Consider the following 19,718-nt stretch of genomic DNA (forward strand, 5'->3'; position numbering starts at 1 on the left):
GGCCAGATCGGTGGCGTCGTGTCCGGTCAGGAAGGAGCGGAGGATGCGGCGGGTGTCCTCCAGCCGGTCGGCGCGCAGCGCGCCGGGGTCGACGGGCAGCCGCCAGAAGTTCTCGGCGCCCGAACCCCAACGCGCCAGCGCGGCCAGGCCGGCGCCGTCGACGAACCCGCTGGTCGCCCAGTGCTCGTGCTCGGGGGTCGGCCGCAGACAGGCGCGGGCCGGGCAGCCGAGGTTGTCCCAGAACGGGTCCTGGGGATCGTTGATCCGGTAGAAGCCGACCACCACGCTGGTCCGCTGGGCACCTGCGCCGTCGAAGCCGTTGTCGACGACGTCGCCGAGCTTGATGTGGATGGTGTCGGCGGCCTGCCGGCTGATCACGATCGGCAGCGGGCCGCCGATCTTGCCGGGCGTCGGCCAGCTGCCGTCGGTGAGGGTGGCCCGGCTGGACAGGTCGGGTACGTAGAGCAGTCCGAGGACGGGGTCGGTGCGCTTCTCCGCGATCCGGACGTACTCCGGGTTGCCCATGCCGCGGTCGGCGACGGCCCGGGTGCCGCTGGCCCGGCCGGGCTGGGCGAGCGGCAGCTGTCGGCCGATCAGCTCGGTGACCTCGCGCTGCACCCGGTCGAGCGCAGCGGGGGTGTCGTCGTCCTGCGTCTTGGACGTGGTCTGCAGGCTGGTCTGGTTGAGGCCCGCCCGGTCGACGAAGTCCCGGAGTGCCGTGTCCGCGCCCCGGTCGGCGATCCGCGGGAAGGCGGCCGCCAGGAAGACCGTGACGAGGGCGAGCAGCGCCATCAGCAGCGCGGCCAGTGGGTTCGCCCTCAGCCGGGTGGGGACCCAGCGCACCGGACGGTGGCCGGGCCGGTGGACGGTGCCGCCGGCGGCCGACGGCCGTTGCCCGCGCGCTCTGCGCAGGACGGAGCCGAGCATGGAGTTCCTCCCCCGGTCGTCTTCCAGCTCGGTCGCCGGATAGCGGACGATGCTGGCAGATCCGGCCCGGGAAAGGAAGGGACTTGCGCGAATCAATCGAGCAATGCGCGAATTCCCCGCAAATGCCGGGACGGGAGTCGACGAGAGACCGGGAAAATGCCATGTGCGCTTCACCTGTGCGGTGCGGCCATGGGCCGTTGACCAGGGAACTCCTCTGCCGGGAATTCTCCGCCGAAATGCTGAACCGGCGAATCCGCCGATCCGTTTCCCGGTCAGGCCGCGTCCTTGCGCCGACCCCGCCCGCGCAGGGTCCGGCGGGCCGTGGCGAAGGTGAGCGCGGCCCACAGGACGGCGGCCGCGCCGGTGACCCAGACCCCGGCGCCGCGGAAGGAGAGGTCGTCGTCCAGGTTGGCCGGCGGCGCCCAGCCGTCCGGGTCGGCCAGCACCGTGGTGGTGCTGCCGACCGAGGAGCCGGAGCAGCCGAAGCCCCCGATGGTGCCGTGCGGCAGCGGGTGGCCGTCCTCGCGGCGGATGCCGCAGGTCCAGCTGACCTTGCCCGTCTTGTCCTTGCCGCTGTGCGCCGACGTGATGACGACCCGGGTGTCCACCCCGCGGTGGGAGATCAGCTGGGCGCGCAGGGCGGTGGTGGGGATCACCAGGAGCACCAGGCCCAGTACGACGGCGGGCCAGACCACCCAGCCGCTGCTGTGGATCATCATCAGTCCGACGACGGCCGCCATCAGCACCAGGACGGCCAGGATGGTGCAGGGGGCCTGGTAGTCGGGGTTGGTGGCGAGCGCCAGCAGCCCGATGATCAGCAGCGGGGCGAGCAGCCCGACCAGCGGCGCGGTGCGCCGCACCGTGCGCGGCGCGAGCTGGAGGTCCTTGCCGGGCCGTCGGCGGACGGGCTTGGCCGGCCGGACGACCCCGGCCGCCAGCGGCCGTTTCTGCTTCTTGTTCGGACGCTTGGCCATGCTGCCCCCGCTCGGTGGTTCTGCTTCGTGCTCGCGACAGTGTGACGGCAGCCCCCGACACCCGGAAGACCGGGGTACCGCCCGGCCGGTGCGGCCCGTCGGCCGTCTTCCCAACTCCGTTGCGTGGTGGGTACATTGACTTCTGTGGGGGCGGTTCTTGATCTGTTCCTCCTGGTCGGGGCAGCGGTCCTGGCCGGGCTGGCCGCGCTGCTCGCCTCGGCGGGCCGGACGGTCCGGGAGCTGCGCCGCGGCGGCGTCTGCGCCGTCGGCCGGGTCCGCCGGGTGCGCTGGCACACCACCTCCGAGGGGTACGAGCGCCGCCGGGTGACCATCGAGTACGGCCTGCCGGACGGCCGGGTGGTCGAACTGCTGCGGCACGACGCGCGCCCCGAGGGCGGCCGCTACCAGGAGGGGGACGAGGTGACCGTGCTGTACCACCCCGCCCGCCCCGGCCGGGGGCTGGCCGTCCACCCGGTGCGCCGGTTGCCGCCGCCTCCGAACGAGTTCGGGCTGGCGGCGCTCGCGCTGCTCTGCGCGCTGGGCGCGGCCGGCCTGCTGGTGCTGATGTTCTGACCGCGGGCCGGCCGGCCCGCGGTCACGTCCTGCCCAGGGCCGCCTGTTCCAGGTCGAGGTCGCGCTGGAGCAGCCGCAGGGTGGTGTCGCTGATCCGGTGCTCCTCGTACAGCCGGTGCAGCCGGTCGTTCTGCACCGTGATGACCTCGTGCCGCAGTTGGCGGTAGGCGTCGTCGGCGGTGGTGCCGTCGGGGGTCTCGGGGGTGCGGTCGAGCCGGGCGGTGAGGGCGCGGCGGACCCGGTCGACGGCGGTCTCCGGGACGGCCTCCAGTTCGGCCAGGCCGTCCACGTGGTCCAGGGCGGCGCGGTTGAGCTCGTCGCGGGCGTCGGCCTCCTCGCGCGCGGTGTGCTCGGGTTCCAGGGCGAGTCCGGAGCGGTTGACCACGGCGGCGAGGGTCAGTCCCTGGACGACCAGGGTGAGCACGACGTTGGAGACGGTCAGCACCAGGACCAGCGGCCGCCCGTCGAGCGCGGCGCCGCCCTCGGTCAGCAGCGGGATGGAGAGCGCGGCGGCCAGCGGCATGACGCCCCGGGTGCCGGCCCAGGTCACCACCCCGGCGACCCGCCAGGACAGCCGCCCCCGGCTGGGCCTGACGGCGCGGGTGAGCGGCAGGGTCCACAGCACCCGGACGGCGATCAGCACGGCGGCGATGGCCACCGACTGGAGCGGCCACCAGCCGGCGCCGGCCGGCAGCTCCCGGACCAGCGTGGGCAGTTCCAGGCCGACGATCGAGAAGACGACGCTCTCCAGCAGGAACACCACCACCGCGTACACGGCGTGCAGTTGCAGCCGGATCCGGGCGTCGGTGAGCCGGTGGCCGGAGCGGCCGAGCAGCACCCCGGCGACCACCACCGAGGTCACGCCGGAGGTGTGCGCGGACTCCGCCAGGACGTACGCCGCGTACGGGGTGACCAGGGCTATCACCGTCTCCAGCACCGGGTCGGTGGTGCGGCGGCGCAGCAGCCAGACCAGCCCGGCGACGGCCGCGCCGACCAGGCTGCCGCCCCCGCCGAGCAGCACCAGTTCGCCGCCCGCGGCGGGCAGGTCGACCGTCCCGCCGACCGCCACGGCGACGCCGACGGCGACCTTGAACAGCACCAGCGAGGTGGCGTCGTTGAACAGGCTCTCCGCCTGGACGAGCACCTGGACCCGCCCGGGCAGGGCGAGTCGGCGGCCGAGCGCGGTGACGGCCACCGGGTCGGTGCTGGAGAGCACGGCGCCGAGCACGAAGGCCATCGCGGGCGGCAGCCCGGCGACGGCGACGGCGAGGAAGCCGACGGCCGCGGCGGAGGCGAAGACCAGGCCGAAGGAGAGCACGGTGACGGGCCGCCAGACCGTGCGCAGGTCGCGCAGCGACAGTTCCTCGGCGGAGGAGTAGAGCAGCGGGGGCAGTACCACCGCGCCGATGACCTGCGGGGGGACGTGCAGCGCGGGGACGCCGGGGAGGAGGGCGACGCCGAGTCCGACGAGGACCAGCAGCGAGGGGGCGGGCACCCGCCATCGGCGGGCGAAGGTGGCCACGCTGGTGGCCAGGACGACCAGGACGAGAACGATCCCCACGGCGTGCATCTGCAGAAACGACCCATCGCACCATCGGGGTCGCCGTGGCCCGATCGCCGCAGTCGTCCCCCGAGCCGACCAGACTTCCCGGCACACCGATCGTCATCTTATCGGTCCTTTGGCGGGGTTCGGCAGGGAATTCCGGCGCCACGGCCCGCACCACCGGCCGGTGGTGCTGTTCCGAACGAGTTCACCGCATGCTCGCCGGAAGTCTTGCGGGCCGTGCACGTACGGAAGTTGGATGCACAACATCCCGCGATCCGCCGGGCCGACGACGTCCCCCCACGGAGCCCCGATGAACCTGCCGTCCCTGCGCCGCACCCTCGCCGCCGGTGCCGCCGCCACCGTGCTCGCCGCGCTCGGCGCCGCCCCGGCCGGCGCCGAGAGCGCCCCCGCCACCGCGCCGCCGCTGGACGTCCTGACCTACAACACCTTCCTGATGAGCACCTCGCTCTACCCCAACTGGGGCCAGCAGTACCGCGCCCAGGCGATCGCCTCGGCGGACTTCTTCCAGGGCCACGACGTGGTCGTGCTGGAGGAGGCCTTCGACAACGCCGCCTCCGACGCCCTGATCGCCAAGGCCTCCGCCGCCTACCCCTTCCACACCCCCGTGGTCGGCCGCTCCACCGGCGGCTGGGACGCCACCTCCGGCAGCTACAGCTCCACCACCCCCGAGGACGGCGGGGTCACCGTCCTCAGCAAGTGGCCGATCCTGCACAAGGAGCAGTACGTCTACAAGGACGCCTGCGGCTCCGACTGGTGGTCCAACAAGGGTTTCGCCTACGTCGTCCTCGACGTCGACGGCCGGCGCACCCACGTGGTCGGCACCCACCTCCAGTCCACCGACTCCGGATGTGCCAGCGGGCAGGCGGCCGCGATCCGGGCCAAGCAGCTCGGCGCGATGCGGGCCTTCCTGGACGCGAAGCGGATCCCGGCGGACGAGCCGGTGCTGGTCGCGGGGGACCTCAACATCGACTTCCACGGCCCCGAGTACCAGGCCCTGCTGGACAACGCCCACCTCGCCCCGGCCTCCGCCCGCACCGGCTGGCCGTACTCCTTCGACACCGCCGACAACTCCGTCGCCGCCTACCGCTACCCGGGCGAGCCCAAGGAGGACCTCGACCACGTCCTCTACCGCGCCGACCACGCCCGCCCGCAGCAGTACACCAACGAGGTCCGCCGGGTGCACAGCGCGCCCTGGACGGTGAGCAGCTGGGGCAAGAGCTACACCTACACCGACCTCTCCGACCACTACCCGCTGATCGCGCGCTGAGGCCGGGCGGCGCCGTCCGGCCGGGGACGGCGCCGCAGGTCGGGCGGGGCAGGTGCCGCGCCGCAGGTCGGGCGGTGCGGGTGCGGGGCCGCTGTGGCGGGCATCACAGCGTCCGGGCCGGTTCGGGCTCCTACGATCGGGAGCGCGGACGCCGGCCACGCCGGGACCGGTGCCCGCCCGGCAGCCCCGCGATCCGGCCCGAGGAGAAGCGCACCTTGACCAGCCCCACCGCCGCACCCGACAGCTACTACCAGCGCACCGGCGAGCAGCAGTACAAGCCCACCGTCCACGCCCAGGGCGCCTGGCACCCGGACGAGCAGCACTTCAGCCCGGTGGGCGGCCTGATCGTCCACGCGATCGACCGGCACCGGGCCGGGCGCCCCGCCGACGGCCTCGCCCTGGCCCGGGTGAGCTTCGACATCCTCGGCCTGATCGCCCTGGACGAACTGGAGATCACGGTCGAGACCCTCCGCCCCGGCCGCACCATCGAGCTGGTGGAGGCGGTCGCCTCGATCGCCGGCCGCGCCGTGGTCCGGGCCCGGGCCTGGTTCCTGGCCGAGCAGGACACCGCCGCCGTGGCCGGCACCCACGACGAACCGCTGCCCGCGCCCGAGGAGTTCGAGCCCTGGCCGATGAGCGAGCAGTGGGCCGGCGGCTACATCGCCTCGGTGGAGGTCCGGCGCCGCTCCACCGCGCCCGGCCGGGCCGCCGCCTGGCTCACCACCCCGCTGGAGCTCGTCGCGGGGGAGGCCGCGAGCCCGCACGCCGCGTTCGTCGCCCTGGTCGACACCGCCAACGGCATCGCCGTCCGGGAGCAGCCCACCGAGTGGATGTTCCCGAACACCGACCTGACCGTCCACTTCCACCGCCGCCCCGGCGGCCGCTGGACCGGCCTGGACACCGGCGTCAGCTTCGGCCCGGCCGGCCACGGCGTCACCAGTACCGTGCTGCACGACGTCCACGGCCCGGTGGGCCGGGCCGAGCAGATCCTCACCGTCCGTCGGCAGCAGGGCAGTTGACAACTGAGGTGGGTGCCCCCCAGGCGGCGGCACCCACCGCGGAGCGGCTCAGCCCGGCAGCGAGTCCATGAAGGAGCTCACCGAGAAGACCGCTCTGCCGGGCCCGGCCGGGCCGTAGCCGGGCGGGGAGGAGAGGCCGAACTCCTCCAGGGTGGCCCGGTAGGCCTGCAGCAGCCGGATGTGGTACTCCAGCGGCGCGCCCTGGGGGTTGGCCTTGCCCAGCGGGGTGGTGGGCTCGGGGCACCAGGTGGTGAAGCGCGGCACCACCCCGTGGGACATGAAGAAGCGCAGCCCCTCCCGGGTGGAGGCGATCGCCTCGTCGACGGTGGTGAAGCCGAAGGGCTCGGCCATCTCCACGCCCGCCACGAAGTTGGGGATCACGTTCTCCGCGCCGAACACCTCGGTGGAGTCCAGGATCCGGCGGTGCCACTCGTCCCGGCCGACGTAGCGCTCCTTGCCGGGGCAGTAGAGCTCGAACAGGCGCTTGTCCCACACCTCGAAGTTGGGGTGGTAGATCCTCACGCCGTAGTCGTGGAAGCGCTGCACGTCGTCGCGCGGCAGCGCCTGGGCGACCACCTTGCCGATCCAGCGGTCGGGGAAGCGCTCCTCGATGGCCTTGGCGTACTGCCCGTAGAAGTCCGCCTCGTCCCGGCCGCCGACCTGCGAGGTGATCGCGCCGCCGGTGAGGGTGTACGCCCGGGAGGCGCGGGCGGTGTCGTGGCGGTCGATGATCTCCAGCGCCTCCAGCACCTCCTCGACCGGCTTGACCCCGGTGTACGGGCGGCCGGCGGCCTTGTGCTGGCGCCAGTTGTGGTTGATGTCGCAGTACTGGCACTCCTCCTTGGCGCCGAAGTACTGGCACACCCGGAACACCGTGAGGTAGATCAGGTAGCCCCACTGGATGGTCGGGGCGACCTCCATCACCGACTTCCCGTTGGCCAGGGTGTGCCGGTAGTAGTCGGGCATCGGCGGCAGGCCGACGTCGGCGATCCGCGCGCCGTCCAGGTAGAGGCCGAGCGTGCCGTCCTCACCCGCGCGCACCCGGTACGGCGAGTCCGGGTTGACCCGCACCGACACCACCGTGCGGCGCAGCCCGTACGGCCCGCCGGTCAGCACGACCTCCTCCGGCGGCCGGTTCAGCGCGGCGGCGCCCAGCTCGGGCAGGGTGCGGTGGTCGAAGGAGAAGATGAAGTACGACTTCGGTTTGATCTCGCCGCTGCCGTCGGCCCCGGTGCTGCCGCTGAGGGCGGACTCGTCGAAGGCCATGCCGCCGCGCAGCAGGTCCTCCTTGATCACCGCCTCCCGGGGCACGTCGGGGAAGCGCTCCATGAGGTCCTCGACGACTTCGGTGCGGCTGCGGGCCTGGCTCTCCATGTGCTGGTCTTCCTTCCTGGCCGCGTTCCTCTCACGGCGCCCCGCCCATTCTTCTCCCCCTTACGCCATCGGCGGGCGGCGGGACACCGGCCCACCCGCCGGTCGTCGCCCGGTCGCCCGCGGCCCGCACGCCGGGTGCATGCGGGGGTGCGGGTGGGGGCGCGGGCGGTCCGGATCGGGTGATCCGCGGTCGAACGGCCCGCACTGCGGGGGTGCGACGCCGTCGGGCGGCGCGGACACGGATGGTGATCGGCAGGTTGACGCGCTGCCCGGGCGGGCGGGGGCCGTCCGGCGCGGAACCGCAGCCCGGGGCCCCGGGTGGACCGATGCACGACACCGGCGCGGCCAAACGCCGTGAGCCGGAACGTTCACCCTATCGGGTGTAGAAGATCGTCCGTTGCGATCCGGAACGGGCTTTCGCGCCTACGGTGGGGAACCGAGCGAGACGGGGCCCGCGGCGTGGAGTTCCCCGTCGCGGCGGGCGAGATGACGACCCGTCACACCAGGCGATCCCTCTCAGAGGAGGCTCCATGCCCCTGTGCACCAGAACGGGTACCCCACCCGGGCCCGTCGACGCCCCGGCGGTGGGCTCATGAGCTCCCCGGCGATCGACCGGATCCTGCGCGGCCCGACCGGACTCGGCACCGCCGGGCTGCAGTTGAGGCCGCCGACGCCGGTGGCCGAGGCCGGGACGTCCGAGGCTGTGGCGCCCGAGGCCGCGGTGTCCGAGCTTGCGGATCCCGAGCTGCCGGTGGCGCAGACGCCGGCGGTCGACGTCGCGGTGGTGGACGCGTCGGTGGTCGAGGTGGCCGTCGGCGCCGTCCCGGCCGCGGGGGCCGCGCTGGTCGGGGCCGTCGCGTCGGAGGCCCTGGCGGCCGCGGCCGCCGCGCTGGAGGCCGTCCTCCCCGAGGCCCTGCCGTCCGCGCCCGTGCCGTCGTCCGCCCCCGTGCTGCCCTCCGGTCCCGCGCTGACCTTCGGGGCCCCGGCCGCGGCGCGGAGCGGTGGCAAGCCGAAGACCGGCGACCCCATCCCCGGGCTCTACCACCACCCGATCGCCGAGCCCGACCCGGTGCGGGTGGCGGAACTCAGTCTCAAGATCAAGGCCTGGGCGATCGACGAGATCGAGCTCTACCCGCCGGAGTGGGAGAAGGACTTCGACGGGTTCTCCACCGGGCGCTACATGGTGGCCTGCCACCCCGACGCGCCGAGCGTCGACCACCTGATGCTCGCGGCCCGCCTGATGGTCGCCGAGAACGCGGTGGACGACTGCTACTGCGAGGACCTCGGCGGCTCGCCCGTCGGCCTGGGCAGCCGCCTGCTGCTCGCGCACACCGCGCTGGACCCGCTGCACACCACCGCGGAGTACCACCCGGCCTGGGAGGCCTCGCTCTCCGAGGACGCGCCCCGGCGCTCCTACCGGTCCGCGATGGACTACTTCGTCGCGGCCTCCACGCCCGCCCAGGCTGACCGCTTCCGGCACGACATGGCGCGGCTGCACATGGGGTACCTGGCCGAGGCCTCCTGGGCCGAGGCCGAGCACGTGCCGGAGGTCTGGGAGTACCTGGCGATGCGCCAGTTCAACAACTTCCGCCCCTGCCCGACGATCACCGACACCGTCGGCGGCTACGAGCTGCCCGTCGAGCTGCACGCGCTGCCCGCCATGCAGCGGATCATCGCGCTGGCGGGCAACGCGACCACCATCGTCAACGACCTGTACTCGTACACCAAGGAGCTCGCCAGCCCGGGGCTCCACCTGAACCTGCCGACGGTGATCTCCGAGCGGGAGGGCGTCTCGCGCCAGGAGGGCTACCTCAAGGCCGTCGGCGTCCACAACGAGCTGATGCACGCCTTCGAGGCCGAGTCGGCCGCGCTGGCCGTCGCCTGCCCGGTGCCGACCCTGGTGCGCTTCCTGCGCGGGGTGGCCGCCTGGCTCGACGGCAACCACTACTGGCACCAGACCAACACCCACCGGTACAGCCTGCCCGACTTCTGGTAACGCGCCGGTCGGCAGTCGCACCTTTTCGATAACCAACCCTGATCACCCTGGAGTTGACCCACATGTCCGTGACCGACGACATCACCACCGCCGGCACCGCCATTCCCGGCCCGGCCACCCCGTACCAGAGCGACATCGCGCGCTACTGGAACAACGAGGCCCGCCCGGTGAACCTGCGCCTGGGCGACGTCGACGGCCTGTACCACCACCACTACGGCATCGGCGAGATCGACCAGGAGGCGATCGGCGACCCGGCCGACAGCGAGCGCGAGAAGAAGGTCATCGCCGAGCTGCACCGCCTGGAGTCCGCCCAGGCCGACGTGCTGCTCGACCACCTCGGGGACATCAAGGCCGAGTCCACCCTGCTCGACGCCGGCTGCGGCCGCGGCGGCTCGATGGTCATGGCCCACCAGCGCTTCGGCTGCCGGGTCGAGGGCCTGACCCTCTCCACCCAGCAGGCCGAGTTCGGCAACAAGCGCGCCGCCGAGCTGGGCATCGGCGACTTCGTCCGCTCCCGGGTCGCCAACATGCTCGACATGCCGCTGGAGAACGGCTCGGTGGCCGGCTCCTGGAACAACGAGTCCAGCATGTACGTGGACCTGCACGACCTGTTCGCCGAGCACTCCCGGGTGCTGGCCGTCGGCGGCCGCTACGTGACCATCACCGGCTGCTGGAACCCGAAGTACGGCCAGCCGTCGAAGTGGGTCTCGCAGATCAACGCGCACTTCGAGTGCAACATCCACTCCCGTCGGGAGTACCTGCGGGCGATGGCCGACAACCGCCTGGTGCCCCAGGCCGTCATCGACCTGACCCCGGACACCCTGCCCTACTGGGAGCTGCGGAACACCACCTCGCTGGTCACCGGCATCGAGGAGGCGTTCATCGAGTCCTACAAGGACGGCTCCTTCCAGTACGTGCTGATCGCCGCCGACCGGGTCTGACCCCGGCGCCGGACCGACGGGGGGGGGGGGCCCGCCCCGCGGGGGGGGGGGCGGCCCGCCCCCCCCCGTCGGCTGTGGGCCGGCCTCGCTCAGGCGCGGGCGCGGCGGGTGAAGGTGAGGTGGGTCACCCCGCTCGGGCTGCTCACCGCCTCGGTGTCGAAGCGCTCCTCCAGCCCCTCCAGCCCGGCCCAGAGCGACTCGCCCCGGCCCAGCACGATCGGCACCACGACCACGTGCAGGTGGTCGACCAGGTCGGCCTCCAGGAAGGCCCGGACGGTGCGCGGCCCGCCGCCGATCCGGACGTCCAGGCCGCCGGCCGCCTCCCGGGCCCGCCGCAGCGCCTCCTCGGGGGAGGCGTCGACGAAGTGGAAGACCGTCCCGCCCTCCATCTCCACGGTCGGGCGCGGGTGGTGGGTGAGCACGAAGACCGGGGTGTGGAACGGCGGGTTGGGGCCCCACCAGCCCTGCCAGGCCTCGTCCTCCCAGGGGCCGCGCTGCGGGCCGAACTTGTTGCGGCCCATGATCTCGGCGCCGATGCCCTCGGCCCAGGTGCGGGCCATCGCGTCGTCCAGCCCGGTGCCGCCGCCCTCCTGGCCGGTCATCCGCCGGAAGGTGCGGGTGCCGAAGAACCACTGGTGCAGCCGGTGGGCGGCGTGCCCGAAGGGCTGCTCCAGGTTCTGGCCCTCGCCGGTGCCGTACCCGTCGAGGGAGATCGAGAAGTTGTGGACCCGGACCAGGGACATCGTGCGCCTCCGCTGCTCGTGGCTCTCGGGCGCCCGGTCACGGCCGCCCGCTCGCGGGCCACGCTAGCGCCCGGGTACGACGGATCTGACGAACCGTCACGGAAGGGGCGCGGCGTGCCGCGGGCGGCGGCCGCGGCGGCCGGAACCCGGGGCGGAGGTGGCGAAGCCGTCACGATATTGTCGTGCCTTCTTCACGAGGTGCACGCCCGGTCCGGCGATGCTGCCTCCGGCGGCGCGCACCCGCGGCCGTCGTGACCTTCCCGGGGGGACGATTCCGATGACCGTACGCCGTACCCTGGCGGGCCTGCTGGCCGCCGGCCTGCTCGCCACCGCCGCGGCCCTGGTGCCCACCGCGGCCCTCGGCGCCGCCGACACCGACGACGGCACCGGGGCCCTGCCGTTCGGCTCCGCCACCACCGTCGGCCTGCACAACACCTACGAACCGGCCGCCTACCCGTACCTCGCCCAGAGCCTGGACACCGGCACCGGCATGATCGAACTCGACCTCTGGACCGACACCGTCACCCACGAGTGGAAGGTCAGCCACTCCAACCCGCTCGGCAACTCCAACAACTGCACCGCCGCCGACACCCCGGCCCAGCTCTACGGCGGCGGCACCAACAAGAACCTGGAGCACTGCCTCGACGACGTCCGGGTCTGGCTCGGCGCCCACCCGGGCGCCGGCCCGCTGGTGATCAAGCTGGAGGTCAAGGGCGGCTTCGCGGCCAACCTCGGCATGGGCCCCGACCAGCTGGACACGCTGATCGCCGCCCACCTCGGCGACGCGGTGCTGCGCCCGGCCGACGTGCTGGCCAAGCCCGGCGGCGGCGCCTACGCCACCGTCGACGAGGCCGTCCGGGCGGGCAACTGGCCGACCCGCTCGGCCCTCGCCGGGCGGGTGCTGCTCTACGCGATCCCGGGGACGGTCGAGGAGCACAACCCCTTCGACACCCTGCACACCGACGTCGAGTACGGGCGGCACCTGCGCGACCTGGCCGCCTCCGGCCGGATCGGCCGGGCCCAGCTGTTCCCGGCCGTGCACGGCGCGGCGGCCGGCGACCCGCGCGCCAAGTACACCGGCGCCGACGCCGGGATCCGCCCCTGGTTCGTGGTCTTCGACGGCGACGCCGCCGGCTACCTGAACGGCATCGACACCGCCTGGTACGACCGCTCGCACTACCTGCTGGTGATGACCGACGCCCAGAACGTGGCGCCGAAGATCAGCGCCACCGACCCGACCGTCGACCAGGCGAGCGCCCGTACCGAGCAGCTGGCCCGGGCGCACGCGAGCATCGTGTCCAGCGACTGGCGCAGGCTCCCGGCGGTGCAGTCCCTGGTGCTGGCCCGGGGCTGACCGGCGACCGGGCGGTCGTAGGCTTCGCCCTCGTGGCGAAGACGATCGAACAACTGGTGGCCGGGCTGGCCGGGACGTACGAGGTCAGCGAGGTGTGCCTGCTGCTCGAAGCGCACCTGGAGCGCGGCGACACGGCCTTCCACGTGGAGGTCGGCGCCGCGCTGCACCGCCGCTACGGCTCGGGCTGGGCGGGTGCCGAGCACGCCTCCCTCTACGACCACGTCCTCTGGGACGTGATCAGCACGCCCGGGCGGGTGCACGTGGAGCACGCGTTCGCGCTCAAGCCCGCCGTCAGCCTGCGCCCCGGTCGGCCGCTCCACCGGACCGCCGCCGTACTGGCCGAGTACCAGCCGCTGGAGGCGCTGGCCTGGGTGTTCGAGGCCCCGGCCGGCCATCCGCGGGTGCCGGAGGAGCTGCGGGCCTGCCTGGTGCAGGAGTTGGTGCTGCGCGGCGCCCCGGTCGCGGAGCTGCCCGCAGCGCGGGCCTGGGCGGCGGCCTCGCCGTACTGGGCCGCGCACCCGCTGGCCCGGCTGCCCTGGACCCTCGACCCGATCGAGGGCGAGCCCCTCATGGCGCACTACTCCCGCGGCGCGGTGGCGTTCGGCGTCCCGTACGCACTGCCGGAGGGCGACCGGATCGCGGCGGCCGGCCGGGTGGCGGTGGAGATCGGGGCGGACGAGCCCGGGCTGACCGTCGCCCTGCGGCGCTGGGCCCGGCAGTTCAACGGGCAGCTGGAGGCGGCGGTGTTCGAGGCCGAGCGGCCGGTCGCGCCCGCGGAGCTCCCGGGGACGCTGGCCGGGCTGCCGCTGGACTGCATGTCCGGGGAGGGCTGCCGCGGCCCGCTGGGCGGCGTGGACGGCGTGGACGAGGCCCACGGCGGGGCGCATGCCGCGCACCTGGCGGTCGTGCCGACCACCGCCGCCGCGGTCTGGCGCCAGCTGTTCGTCGCCGCCTCCAGCGGCGCCGGGGACGAACGCGTGTGGTCGTACGGCGGCTACGGCCGGCTGGAGGCCTGGCGCTCGCTCGCGGCCCTGGTGGGCGCGGGCCCGGAGGAGCGGGTGGCCGAGGTGGCGCGCCGGGCGGGGGAGTGCGCCTGGTACGCCTTCACCATGTGCGGGGACTGGTTCATCCGCGACGACCTGGACCTCGGCTTCGCCGTCCTGGACGCCGGGCGCCGCCGGCTCGCGGTGATCGCCGCCACGGACTACCGGGGCGGCTGACCGGCCGGTTCAAGTCATCGGCGGGTACGGCGAGTTGACTGGAGATGAAGACTCCGGACGGGGCTTCCGGGGAGCTCCCGGGTTCGCCATCCTGTTTGACATGACCCGAACTCTACGCGCGTGGAAGACCCGTGCCGCCGCCGTCGCCGTGCTCTCCCTGGCCACCCTGGCGCCCGTCGCCGTCGCCACCGAGGCGCAGGCCGCGGTGAGCGGCAAGGTGTGCGTGTCCGCCCTGCCGTCCCAGGCCCGGACCACCCTCGGCCTGATCGCCAAGGGCGGGCCGTTCCCGTACTCCCAGGACGGCGTGGTGTTCACCAACAAGGAGCACGTGCTGCCCTCCCAGCGCTCCGGCTACTACCACGAGTACACCGTGGTGACCCCGGGCGCGCCGACCCGCGGCACCCGCCGGATCGTCACCGGCCAGCGCTCGCACGAGGACTACTACACCGCCGACCACTACGCGACCTTCCGCCTGATCGACTTCGGCTGCTGACCCGACCCGTCGCCCCCGGGCCCCGGCCGCGCGCCGGGGCCCGCTGCCGTTCCCGCCCCTTGCCCTTGCCGATGCTGCCGTTGCCGCTCACCGCCGTTCCCGCCGACCGCCGCGCGGGGCCCGGACGATAGGGTCGGCGCTGCCCGCCCGCACCCCCTCCGGAGGATCCCGTGCCGCAGCTCCTGGTCGACCACTCGGCCGAACTCGCCCTCGACCGGGACGCCCTGGCCGCCGAACTGCACAAGACGGTCACCGAGGTGATCGACACCACGGTGGCGGAGTGCAAGACCCTGTTCCGCCCGGCCCCGCACCACACCGTCGGTGACGGCGCGAGCGGTGAGGCCGTGGTGCTGGTGGAGGTGAAGATCCTGGCCGGCCGGACCGCCGCGCAGCGCGCCGAACTGACCGCCCGAGTACTCGACGTGCTGCGCTCCCACCTCGCCGTACCGACCGCGATCGGCGTGCAGGTCACCGAACTCGACCGCGACACCTACCGTTTCGTCCACCACCCGGGCCGCTGAGCGGCCGCCGGAGCGGCGCCCGCCCTCCTGCACCCGGGCCCGTCACGGAGGCGCCGCCCCCGCGCGCCAGCCCACCGGGCCGGTCCGCGCTACCGACCGGTCGAACACCGACGGTATCGTGACAGGGTCGTGGAGGGGGACGCACATGGTGAAGTCAGCAGCTGGTGACGGGACGGGCGGGCCGGAGCAGCCGGGGGAGCGCGCCTCGGCCATCGCCCGTCGGTTGGACCGGCTGATGGCCCGGGAGGCGACCAGATCGGGCGGCCGGCCCCCCGCCTACCGCGAACTCGCCGACCGGATCAACCGGCTGGCGGGGCGGGACGTCATCTCCCGCGACACCGTGCGCAACCTCCACCTCGGCCTGAACCAGAAGGGCCAGGCCTGCAACCCCACCGTGGACACGCTCGACTGGCTGGGCCGGGGCTTCGGCATCGGCGCCGGCGCGAGCTACTTCCTGGACGACGCCAAGGCCGCCGTGGTGGACGAACAGCTCGACCAGCTGGAGCGGATCGCCGAGTTGCGGCAGGCGCTGGGCAACGACGGGGTGGTCAGCCTGGTCAAGCGGGCCTCCGCGCTGTCCGACGGCAGTCTGCGGGTGCTGCTCTCGCTCGCCGACAACCTCCGCAAGCTCGAACAGGACGCGAGCGGTCAGGGCGCGAGCGGTCAGGGCGTCGTCGGCAGGGGAGTGGCAGGTCAGGAGCCGGGTCCGACCGGCGCCGGATGAGCGGGAGCACCGCACCACGCACCACCGTCCCCCGACCGGCTCCCGCCCCTCGCTCCGAAGGAACACCCCCGCCTTGGCCTTCCCCCGCGGCCTGCGCCGACGCTGCGAGCAGCGGCTCTCCGGCCTGAGCCTGCCCGCCCCGTTCACCGTCGAGGGCTTCCGCGCCGCCCTGGAGCGCGAGCGGGGACGCCGCATCGTCATGGAGCCGCTGCCCGCCCTCGGCCCCGACCTGCCCTGCGGGCTGTGGATCGCGCTGCCCAGCGTCGACGTCGTCTACTACGAGGAACGCACCAGCCCCGCCCACCAGGACCTGATCAAGCTGCACGAGCTCGGCCACGTCCTGTGCGGCCACACCGGCACCCTCGAACTCTCCCGGCTCACCGCGCTGCTGCCGGACCTGACGCCCGAACTGATCGCCCAGCTGATGGGCGCGGGCCGCACCGGCTACCACACGGCCGAGGAGCAGGAGGCGGAGATGATCGCCCTGCTGCTCGCCGACCTGGTCGGCTCCACCACCGACCCGAGCCCGGTCTCCGACCGGCTGGCCGAGAGCCTGCTGCACCCGATACGCCAACCCCGGTGGAGGAAGTCCTGATGCGCCCGCTGTTCACCTGGCTGATGCCCTCACTGATCTGGGGCGTCGTGCTCTGGCGGGCCCCCACGGCCTTCACCACCCGGGCGAACCGGGCGCTGTGGGCGGCCTTCACGGCGATCGCCCTCGGGCTCAGCTGCCGTCCGGCCTTCGTCGAGCGGGCCCTGGGCGAGCTCACCGGCATCCGTGACGTCACCCAGCTGCTCAAGCACCTGGTCGGCATCGCCGCGGTGTACTTCCTGCTGGAGTACGTCCAGGAGGTGCGCCATCGCCCGGAGCGGCCCCGGGCCGCCCGCGCCCGGCTGCTGTCGGCGCTGGCCGCGAGCATCGTGCTGAGCCTGCTGTTCGTCTTCGCCCTCCCGCACGACGCCGACGGCGCCTTCGGCATCGACGCCCACTTCGGGGACCCGTGGGTGAAGGCCTACCTGTGCGTCTTCAACACCGCCTTCGCACTGGCCAGCGCACGGGCGATGGTGCTGTTCTGGTCCAACCGGGCGGCCGTTCCGCGCGGGGCGCTGCGGGTGGGGATCACCTGCCTGGCGGCCGCCGGAGCGACCGGCCTGCTGTACACGCTCTACCGGTACTGGTTCACCCTCGCCAAGGGCGACTCCACCCGCTTCGACGCCGCCGGGAAGCCGATCCCGCTCCAGGACACGGCGAGCGAGGTGCTGCCCGCCCTGATGCTGGTGCTGCTCGTCCTCGGCGTCACCATTCCGCCGGCCCGGACGGTGGTCGGCTACCTGCGCGACCAGTACGCGCTGTGGCGGCTGCACCCGCTCTGGGCGGACGTGGTGGCCGCCGTCCCCCAGGTGGTGCTGGGCACCCCGAGCAGCCGGCTGCGGGACGTGCTGACCGTCCGGGACCGCTCGGTCGAACTCGCCCACCGGGCCTTCGCCATCCGGGACGCCGCCCTGGTGCTGCGCGAGGACACCCAGGGCTCCGGGTGCGATCCCGCCTGCGGGGACACCCGGGCCGCCGAGTGCGTCCCGACGCCCGCCGCCTGCGAGGACCTCGCCCGGGTCGAGGCCCGCTGGCTGCGCGCGGCCGTTCGCCACCGGGCCCGCGAGCTGCCCGCCCCCACCCCGCCGGCGGCCCTCGCCGCGACCACCGGCGGCCGCACCCCGCGCGAGGAGATCGCCTGGATGCTGGCCGTGGCCGCCGCCTACCGCCGGCTCGGCGCGGACGGGACGGCGTAGCCACCGAAGGCGCCCCGTCGCCCAAGCTCTCCGGCCGACCGGCCAGTTGACGCACCGACGGGCCGGTCGGCGACTCTGTTCGCCGGTCAGTGCCGTACGGGAGGTGCGGTTTTCGGCTTCTGGCGATTATGATCGTCACCGCAGCGGGGGTGACCCGCCGGACCAACAGGGGGTCGGGGCATGTTCAGCACGGTCGACAGCCGCGGCGGACACCGCCGGAGCCGTGACACGGGCTGGAGCTAGCCGGGGGGCACGACGGCCCTGTCCGGCCTGCGGGTGTCCGGTGGCCGGGTGGCCGTACGGAGCGTTCCCGTCCCACGGGGGTGGGCGCGAGCGCTCCGTACGGCCATCGAGCCGTCGCGGGACGGTCGTCGGCCGGTCCGGGCGGCCGGGCCTTCGGGCGGGCGTCAGCCGGTGGGTGGCGGTCCGGTCCAGCCGGTGTGGTGGAGCCAGTCCTCGAAGGTCATCAGGGCGGGGTGCAGGCGGCGTAGGAGGTCGATGTCCCGGTCCCGCGTGTAGAGGTCGCGGTCGGCGAAGAACCGGAACATCGCCGCGTAGTCGTGGCCGAAGACGGGTCGGGCGGCGCGCAGTTCCTCGTGCGGCATCGGGACGTACGTGCTGGGGGTGCCCGTGACCCGGGTGAAGGTGGCGGCGATCTCGTCGCCGGTGAGGCTGTCGCCGATGACCGCGAGGTCGCGGGCACCCCAGGACTGCCAGTCGTCGAACATGCGGCAGGCGAACCGGGCGATGTCGTCGAGGGCGACGAGCGGGTAGCGGGCGGAGCCGAGGGGGAGCCGGAAGGTCAGGCCGCCCCGGCCGTCCGGTCGGGGGGTGAGCCGGTCCCGCAGGTTCTCGAAGTACGGCGCGGTGGTCAGGATCGAGACGTGCTCGGTGTACCAGCCGTCGCTCTCCTGGCGGAGCATCTCCTCCGACCGCATCAGCTGGATGTGGGCGGCGACGGCCGCCTTGCTGTCGAAGTGCGGGACGGGACGGCCGGTCAGGGACACCGCACTGTCCAAGGAGGACCAGATGAAGCGTTCCACCCCGGCCCGCGCCGCGGCGGCCAGCAGGTGCAGCCCTTGCCGGTACTCACCCACGGCGCTGCCCGTCGCGAAGAAGTCCGTGTTGGCGAACACGCGGTCGGCCTGCCCGATCAGGACGTCGAGGGCCGCCGGGTCGGAGCGGACCAGCCGCACGCGGCCGGGGGCGGTGGCGGCGAGAGCGGTGGCGTGGGCGGACTCCGGGTGGCGGGTGGGGACGGTGACGGTGGCGTCGGTGGTGGCCAGCAGGTGCCGGACCAGGTGGCTTCCCATGGCGCCGGTGCCGCCGACGACGAGGACGTGGGTCACGGCGTTCCTCCCCGCTGCGCCAGGACGTGCTCGGCCAGCTGGGCGTGGGTGGCGACCCAGACGTCGCCGGACTCCCGGAGGTGGTCGAGGATCTGGCCGACCATGCCCGCGAGGAGCGGCCGGCCCGCGACATGGGCGTGGACGGTGAGCCGGAAGACGCCCGGGCCGGGAGCGGCGAGCAACTCGTCCAACAGCGCGCGGTGCAGGTCGCGGTAGGCGTACGGGCCGGCCGCGGTGTCCCGGACGTCGGAGTGGTCGCCGTGCATGAGGGAGACCAGGGGACCGTGGGCGGTGGACAGGACCTGCGGGAGTTCGTGGTCGCAGTGGTCGCCGGTCCAGCGGTAGCCGGCCTCGGCGAGGAGGCCGTCGGTGTCCCGCGAACCGGTGGCGCGCGGGCTCAACCAGCCCGTCGGACGCACCCCGGTGACCTGGCGGAGGGCGTCCGTGCAGCGACGGATGTTGGCCCGCTCGGCGTCGACGTCGAGCAGTGCGGGCACCACGTCCTGGGCCCAGGAGTGCGCGGCGATCTCGTGGCCCGCCTCGTGCACGGCCAGGACGGTCCCGGGGTGCCGCTCGGCCACCAGCCCGTTCACGCCGACGGTGGCGGGCAGGTCACCGAGGACGTCCAGCAGCCGCCGGATACCGGTGGTGACGCCGTAGTCCACCCAGGAGGCGCTGTGGGTGTCGTCGACGCCGGGCAGCGGCCACGCCGCGGCCATCGGCGCGTAGGCGGGCCAGTGCCCCGGTGACCACAGCTCCAGCGCGACGGTGACCAGCGCGGCGACCTTCCGCCCGCCCGGCCATGCGGATTCCGTTCCCATGCGGGTTCCCCCAGCTCGGTAGCTTCCGTGATGGACGTCATGGACGCTAGTGAGGCGGCGGTTACCT

The 19,718-nt window shown here is 73.8% G+C and carries 19 protein-coding genes; 12 read left to right on the forward strand and 7 right to left on the reverse strand.

What is annotated here, in order from left to right:
• A partial coding sequence (locus ACFWXO_RS33385; RefSeq protein WP_380528646.1) for a hypothetical protein occupies positions 1-927 on the reverse strand: 927 nt, incomplete at its 3' end.
• 272 nt (positions 928-1,199) lie between these two features.
• Entirely contained in the window at positions 1,200-1,901 is a 702-nt protein-coding gene (locus tag ACFWXO_RS33390; RefSeq protein WP_380528648.1) for a hypothetical protein, read from the reverse strand.
• Positions 1,902-2,045: 144 nt separating this feature from the next.
• Between ACFWXO_RS33390 and ACFWXO_RS33395 the strand changes: the two genes are divergently transcribed.
• The gene (locus ACFWXO_RS33395; protein ID WP_380528650.1) at positions 2,046-2,474 is read left to right on the forward strand and encodes a DUF3592 domain-containing protein; all 429 of its coding nucleotides are present in this window, start codon (positions 2,046-2,048) and stop codon (positions 2,472-2,474) included.
• Between the two features lie 22 nt (positions 2,475-2,496).
• Here ACFWXO_RS33395 and ACFWXO_RS33400 read toward each other — a convergent pair whose 3' ends face one another.
• A complete protein-coding gene (locus tag ACFWXO_RS33400) occupies positions 2,497-4,044 on the reverse strand; it encodes a Na+/H+ antiporter (protein WP_380528651.1) in 1,548 nt (515 codons plus the stop codon).
• A 286-nt stretch (positions 4,045-4,330) separates the two neighbouring features.
• Here ACFWXO_RS33400 and sph point away from each other — a divergent pair, with 286 nt between their 5' ends.
• Together sph and ACFWXO_RS33410 are read left to right on the forward strand one after the other, a co-directional pair.
• Complete coding sequence (sph, locus tag ACFWXO_RS33405; RefSeq protein ID WP_380528653.1) at positions 4,331-5,308, forward strand: sphingomyelin phosphodiesterase; 978 nt, start codon at positions 4,331-4,333, stop codon at positions 5,306-5,308.
• 215 nt (positions 5,309-5,523) lie between these two features.
• On the forward strand, positions 5,524-6,327 hold the full coding sequence (locus tag ACFWXO_RS33410) for a thioesterase family protein (protein ID WP_380397902.1): 804 nt from the start codon (positions 5,524-5,526) through the stop codon (positions 6,325-6,327).
• A gap of 48 nt (positions 6,328-6,375) precedes the next feature.
• Here ACFWXO_RS33410 and ACFWXO_RS33415 read toward each other — a convergent pair whose 3' ends face one another.
• Complete coding sequence (locus ACFWXO_RS33415; RefSeq protein ID WP_380528655.1) at positions 6,376-7,701, reverse strand: radical SAM protein; 1,326 nt, start codon at positions 7,699-7,701, stop codon at positions 6,376-6,378.
• A 592-nt stretch (positions 7,702-8,293) separates the two neighbouring features.
• On the opposite strand from ACFWXO_RS33415, the gene ACFWXO_RS33420 reads away from it, so the two are divergent.
• Positions 8,294-9,697 carry a family 2 encapsulin nanocompartment cargo protein terpene cyclase gene (locus tag ACFWXO_RS33420; protein ID WP_380528657.1) on the forward strand — a complete coding sequence of 468 codons (1,404 nt, stop codon included), beginning with the start codon at positions 8,294-8,296 and terminating at the stop codon, positions 9,695-9,697.
• Positions 9,698-9,759: 62 nt separating this feature from the next.
• Positions 9,760-10,638 carry a geranyl diphosphate 2-C-methyltransferase gene (locus ACFWXO_RS33425; protein ID WP_380397908.1) on the forward strand — a complete coding sequence of 293 codons (879 nt, stop codon included), beginning with the start codon at positions 9,760-9,762 and terminating at the stop codon, positions 10,636-10,638.
• An 89-nt stretch (positions 10,639-10,727) separates the two neighbouring features.
• On the opposite strand, the gene ACFWXO_RS33430 is transcribed toward ACFWXO_RS33425, so the two are convergent.
• Positions 10,728-11,381 carry a dihydrofolate reductase family protein gene (locus ACFWXO_RS33430; RefSeq protein WP_380528659.1) on the reverse strand — a complete coding sequence of 218 codons (654 nt, stop codon included), beginning with the start codon at positions 11,379-11,381 and terminating at the stop codon, positions 10,728-10,730.
• Between the two features lie 277 nt (positions 11,382-11,658).
• Between ACFWXO_RS33430 and ACFWXO_RS33435 the strand changes: the two genes are divergently transcribed.
• From ACFWXO_RS33435 to ACFWXO_RS33465, 7 genes are all read left to right on the forward strand, one after another.
• The gene (locus ACFWXO_RS33435; RefSeq protein ID WP_380528661.1) at positions 11,659-12,735 is read left to right on the forward strand and encodes a phosphatidylinositol-specific phospholipase C domain-containing protein; all 1,077 of its coding nucleotides are present in this window, start codon (positions 11,659-11,661) and stop codon (positions 12,733-12,735) included.
• Between the two features lie 32 nt (positions 12,736-12,767).
• Positions 12,768-13,955 carry a DUF6183 family protein gene (locus tag ACFWXO_RS33440; RefSeq protein ID WP_380528663.1) on the forward strand — a complete coding sequence of 396 codons (1,188 nt, stop codon included), beginning with the start codon at positions 12,768-12,770 and terminating at the stop codon, positions 13,953-13,955.
• 100 nt (positions 13,956-14,055) lie between these two features.
• The gene (locus ACFWXO_RS33445; protein WP_380528664.1) at positions 14,056-14,448 is read left to right on the forward strand and encodes a ribonuclease domain-containing protein; all 393 of its coding nucleotides are present in this window, start codon (positions 14,056-14,058) and stop codon (positions 14,446-14,448) included.
• 170 nt (positions 14,449-14,618) lie between these two features.
• The gene (locus ACFWXO_RS33450; RefSeq protein WP_380528666.1) at positions 14,619-14,969 is read left to right on the forward strand and encodes a 5-carboxymethyl-2-hydroxymuconate Delta-isomerase; all 351 of its coding nucleotides are present in this window, start codon (positions 14,619-14,621) and stop codon (positions 14,967-14,969) included.
• A 145-nt stretch (positions 14,970-15,114) separates the two neighbouring features.
• Positions 15,115-15,693 carry a hypothetical protein gene (locus ACFWXO_RS33455; protein ID WP_380528668.1) on the forward strand — a complete coding sequence of 193 codons (579 nt, stop codon included), beginning with the start codon at positions 15,115-15,117 and terminating at the stop codon, positions 15,691-15,693.
• Between the two features lie 73 nt (positions 15,694-15,766).
• Entirely contained in the window at positions 15,767-16,288 is a 522-nt protein-coding gene (locus tag ACFWXO_RS33460; protein ID WP_380528670.1) for a hypothetical protein, read from the forward strand.
• Positions 16,273-17,481, forward strand: a complete 1,209-nt coding sequence (locus tag ACFWXO_RS33465; protein ID WP_380528671.1) for an MAB_1171c family putative transporter — start codon at positions 16,273-16,275, stop codon at positions 17,479-17,481. Before ACFWXO_RS33460 ends, ACFWXO_RS33465 begins: the two co-directional genes overlap by 16 nt.
• Before the next feature lie 407 nt (positions 17,482-17,888).
• Here ACFWXO_RS33465 and ACFWXO_RS33470 read toward each other — a convergent pair whose 3' ends face one another.
• The gene (locus tag ACFWXO_RS33470) at positions 17,889-18,830 is read right to left on the reverse strand and encodes an NmrA family NAD(P)-binding protein (protein WP_380528673.1); all 942 of its coding nucleotides are present in this window, start codon (positions 18,828-18,830) and stop codon (positions 17,889-17,891) included.
• Complete coding sequence (locus tag ACFWXO_RS33475; RefSeq protein ID WP_380528675.1) at positions 18,827-19,651, reverse strand: polysaccharide deacetylase family protein; 825 nt, start codon at positions 19,649-19,651, stop codon at positions 18,827-18,829. Before ACFWXO_RS33475 ends, ACFWXO_RS33470 begins: the two co-directional genes overlap by 4 nt.
• Positions 19,652-19,718: the final 67 nt, after the last annotated feature.

The sequence above is a fragment of the Kitasatospora sp. NPDC059088 genome (genome assembly GCF_042738155.1).
Taxonomy (GTDB): Bacteria; Actinomycetota; Actinomycetes; order Streptomycetales; family Streptomycetaceae; genus Kitasatospora.

What these genes read in the sequence shown, in the direction of transcription:
- ACFWXO_RS33455 (WP_380528668.1), top strand. Translation starts at nt 15,115, where the DNA reads ATGGTGAAGTCAGCAGCTGGTGACGGGACGGGCGGGCCGGAGCAGCCG.
- ACFWXO_RS33420 (WP_380528657.1), top strand. Translation starts at nt 8,294, where the DNA reads ATGAGCTCCCCGGCGATCGACCGGATCCTGCGCGGCCCGACCGGACTC.
- ACFWXO_RS33400 (WP_380528651.1), bottom strand. Translation starts at nt 4,044, where the DNA reads ATGCACGCCGTGGGGATCGTTCTCGTCCTGGTCGTCCTGGCCACCAGC.
- ACFWXO_RS33390 (WP_380528648.1), bottom strand. Translation starts at nt 1,901, where the DNA reads ATGGCCAAGCGTCCGAACAAGAAGCAGAAACGGCCGCTGGCGGCCGGG.
- ACFWXO_RS33435 (WP_380528661.1), top strand. Translation starts at nt 11,659, where the DNA reads ATGACCGTACGCCGTACCCTGGCGGGCCTGCTGGCCGCCGGCCTGCTC.
- ACFWXO_RS33415 (WP_380528655.1), bottom strand. Translation starts at nt 7,701, where the DNA reads ATGGAGAGCCAGGCCCGCAGCCGCACCGAAGTCGTCGAGGACCTCATG.
- sph (WP_380528653.1), top strand. Translation starts at nt 4,331, where the DNA reads ATGAACCTGCCGTCCCTGCGCCGCACCCTCGCCGCCGGTGCCGCCGCC.
- ACFWXO_RS33445 (WP_380528664.1), top strand. Translation starts at nt 14,056, where the DNA reads ATGACCCGAACTCTACGCGCGTGGAAGACCCGTGCCGCCGCCGTCGCC.
- ACFWXO_RS33475 (WP_380528675.1), bottom strand. Translation starts at nt 19,651, where the DNA reads ATGGGAACGGAATCCGCATGGCCGGGCGGGCGGAAGGTCGCCGCGCTG.
- ACFWXO_RS33425 (WP_380397908.1), top strand. Translation starts at nt 9,760, where the DNA reads ATGTCCGTGACCGACGACATCACCACCGCCGGCACCGCCATTCCCGGC.
- ACFWXO_RS33430 (WP_380528659.1), bottom strand. Translation starts at nt 11,381, where the DNA reads ATGTCCCTGGTCCGGGTCCACAACTTCTCGATCTCCCTCGACGGGTAC.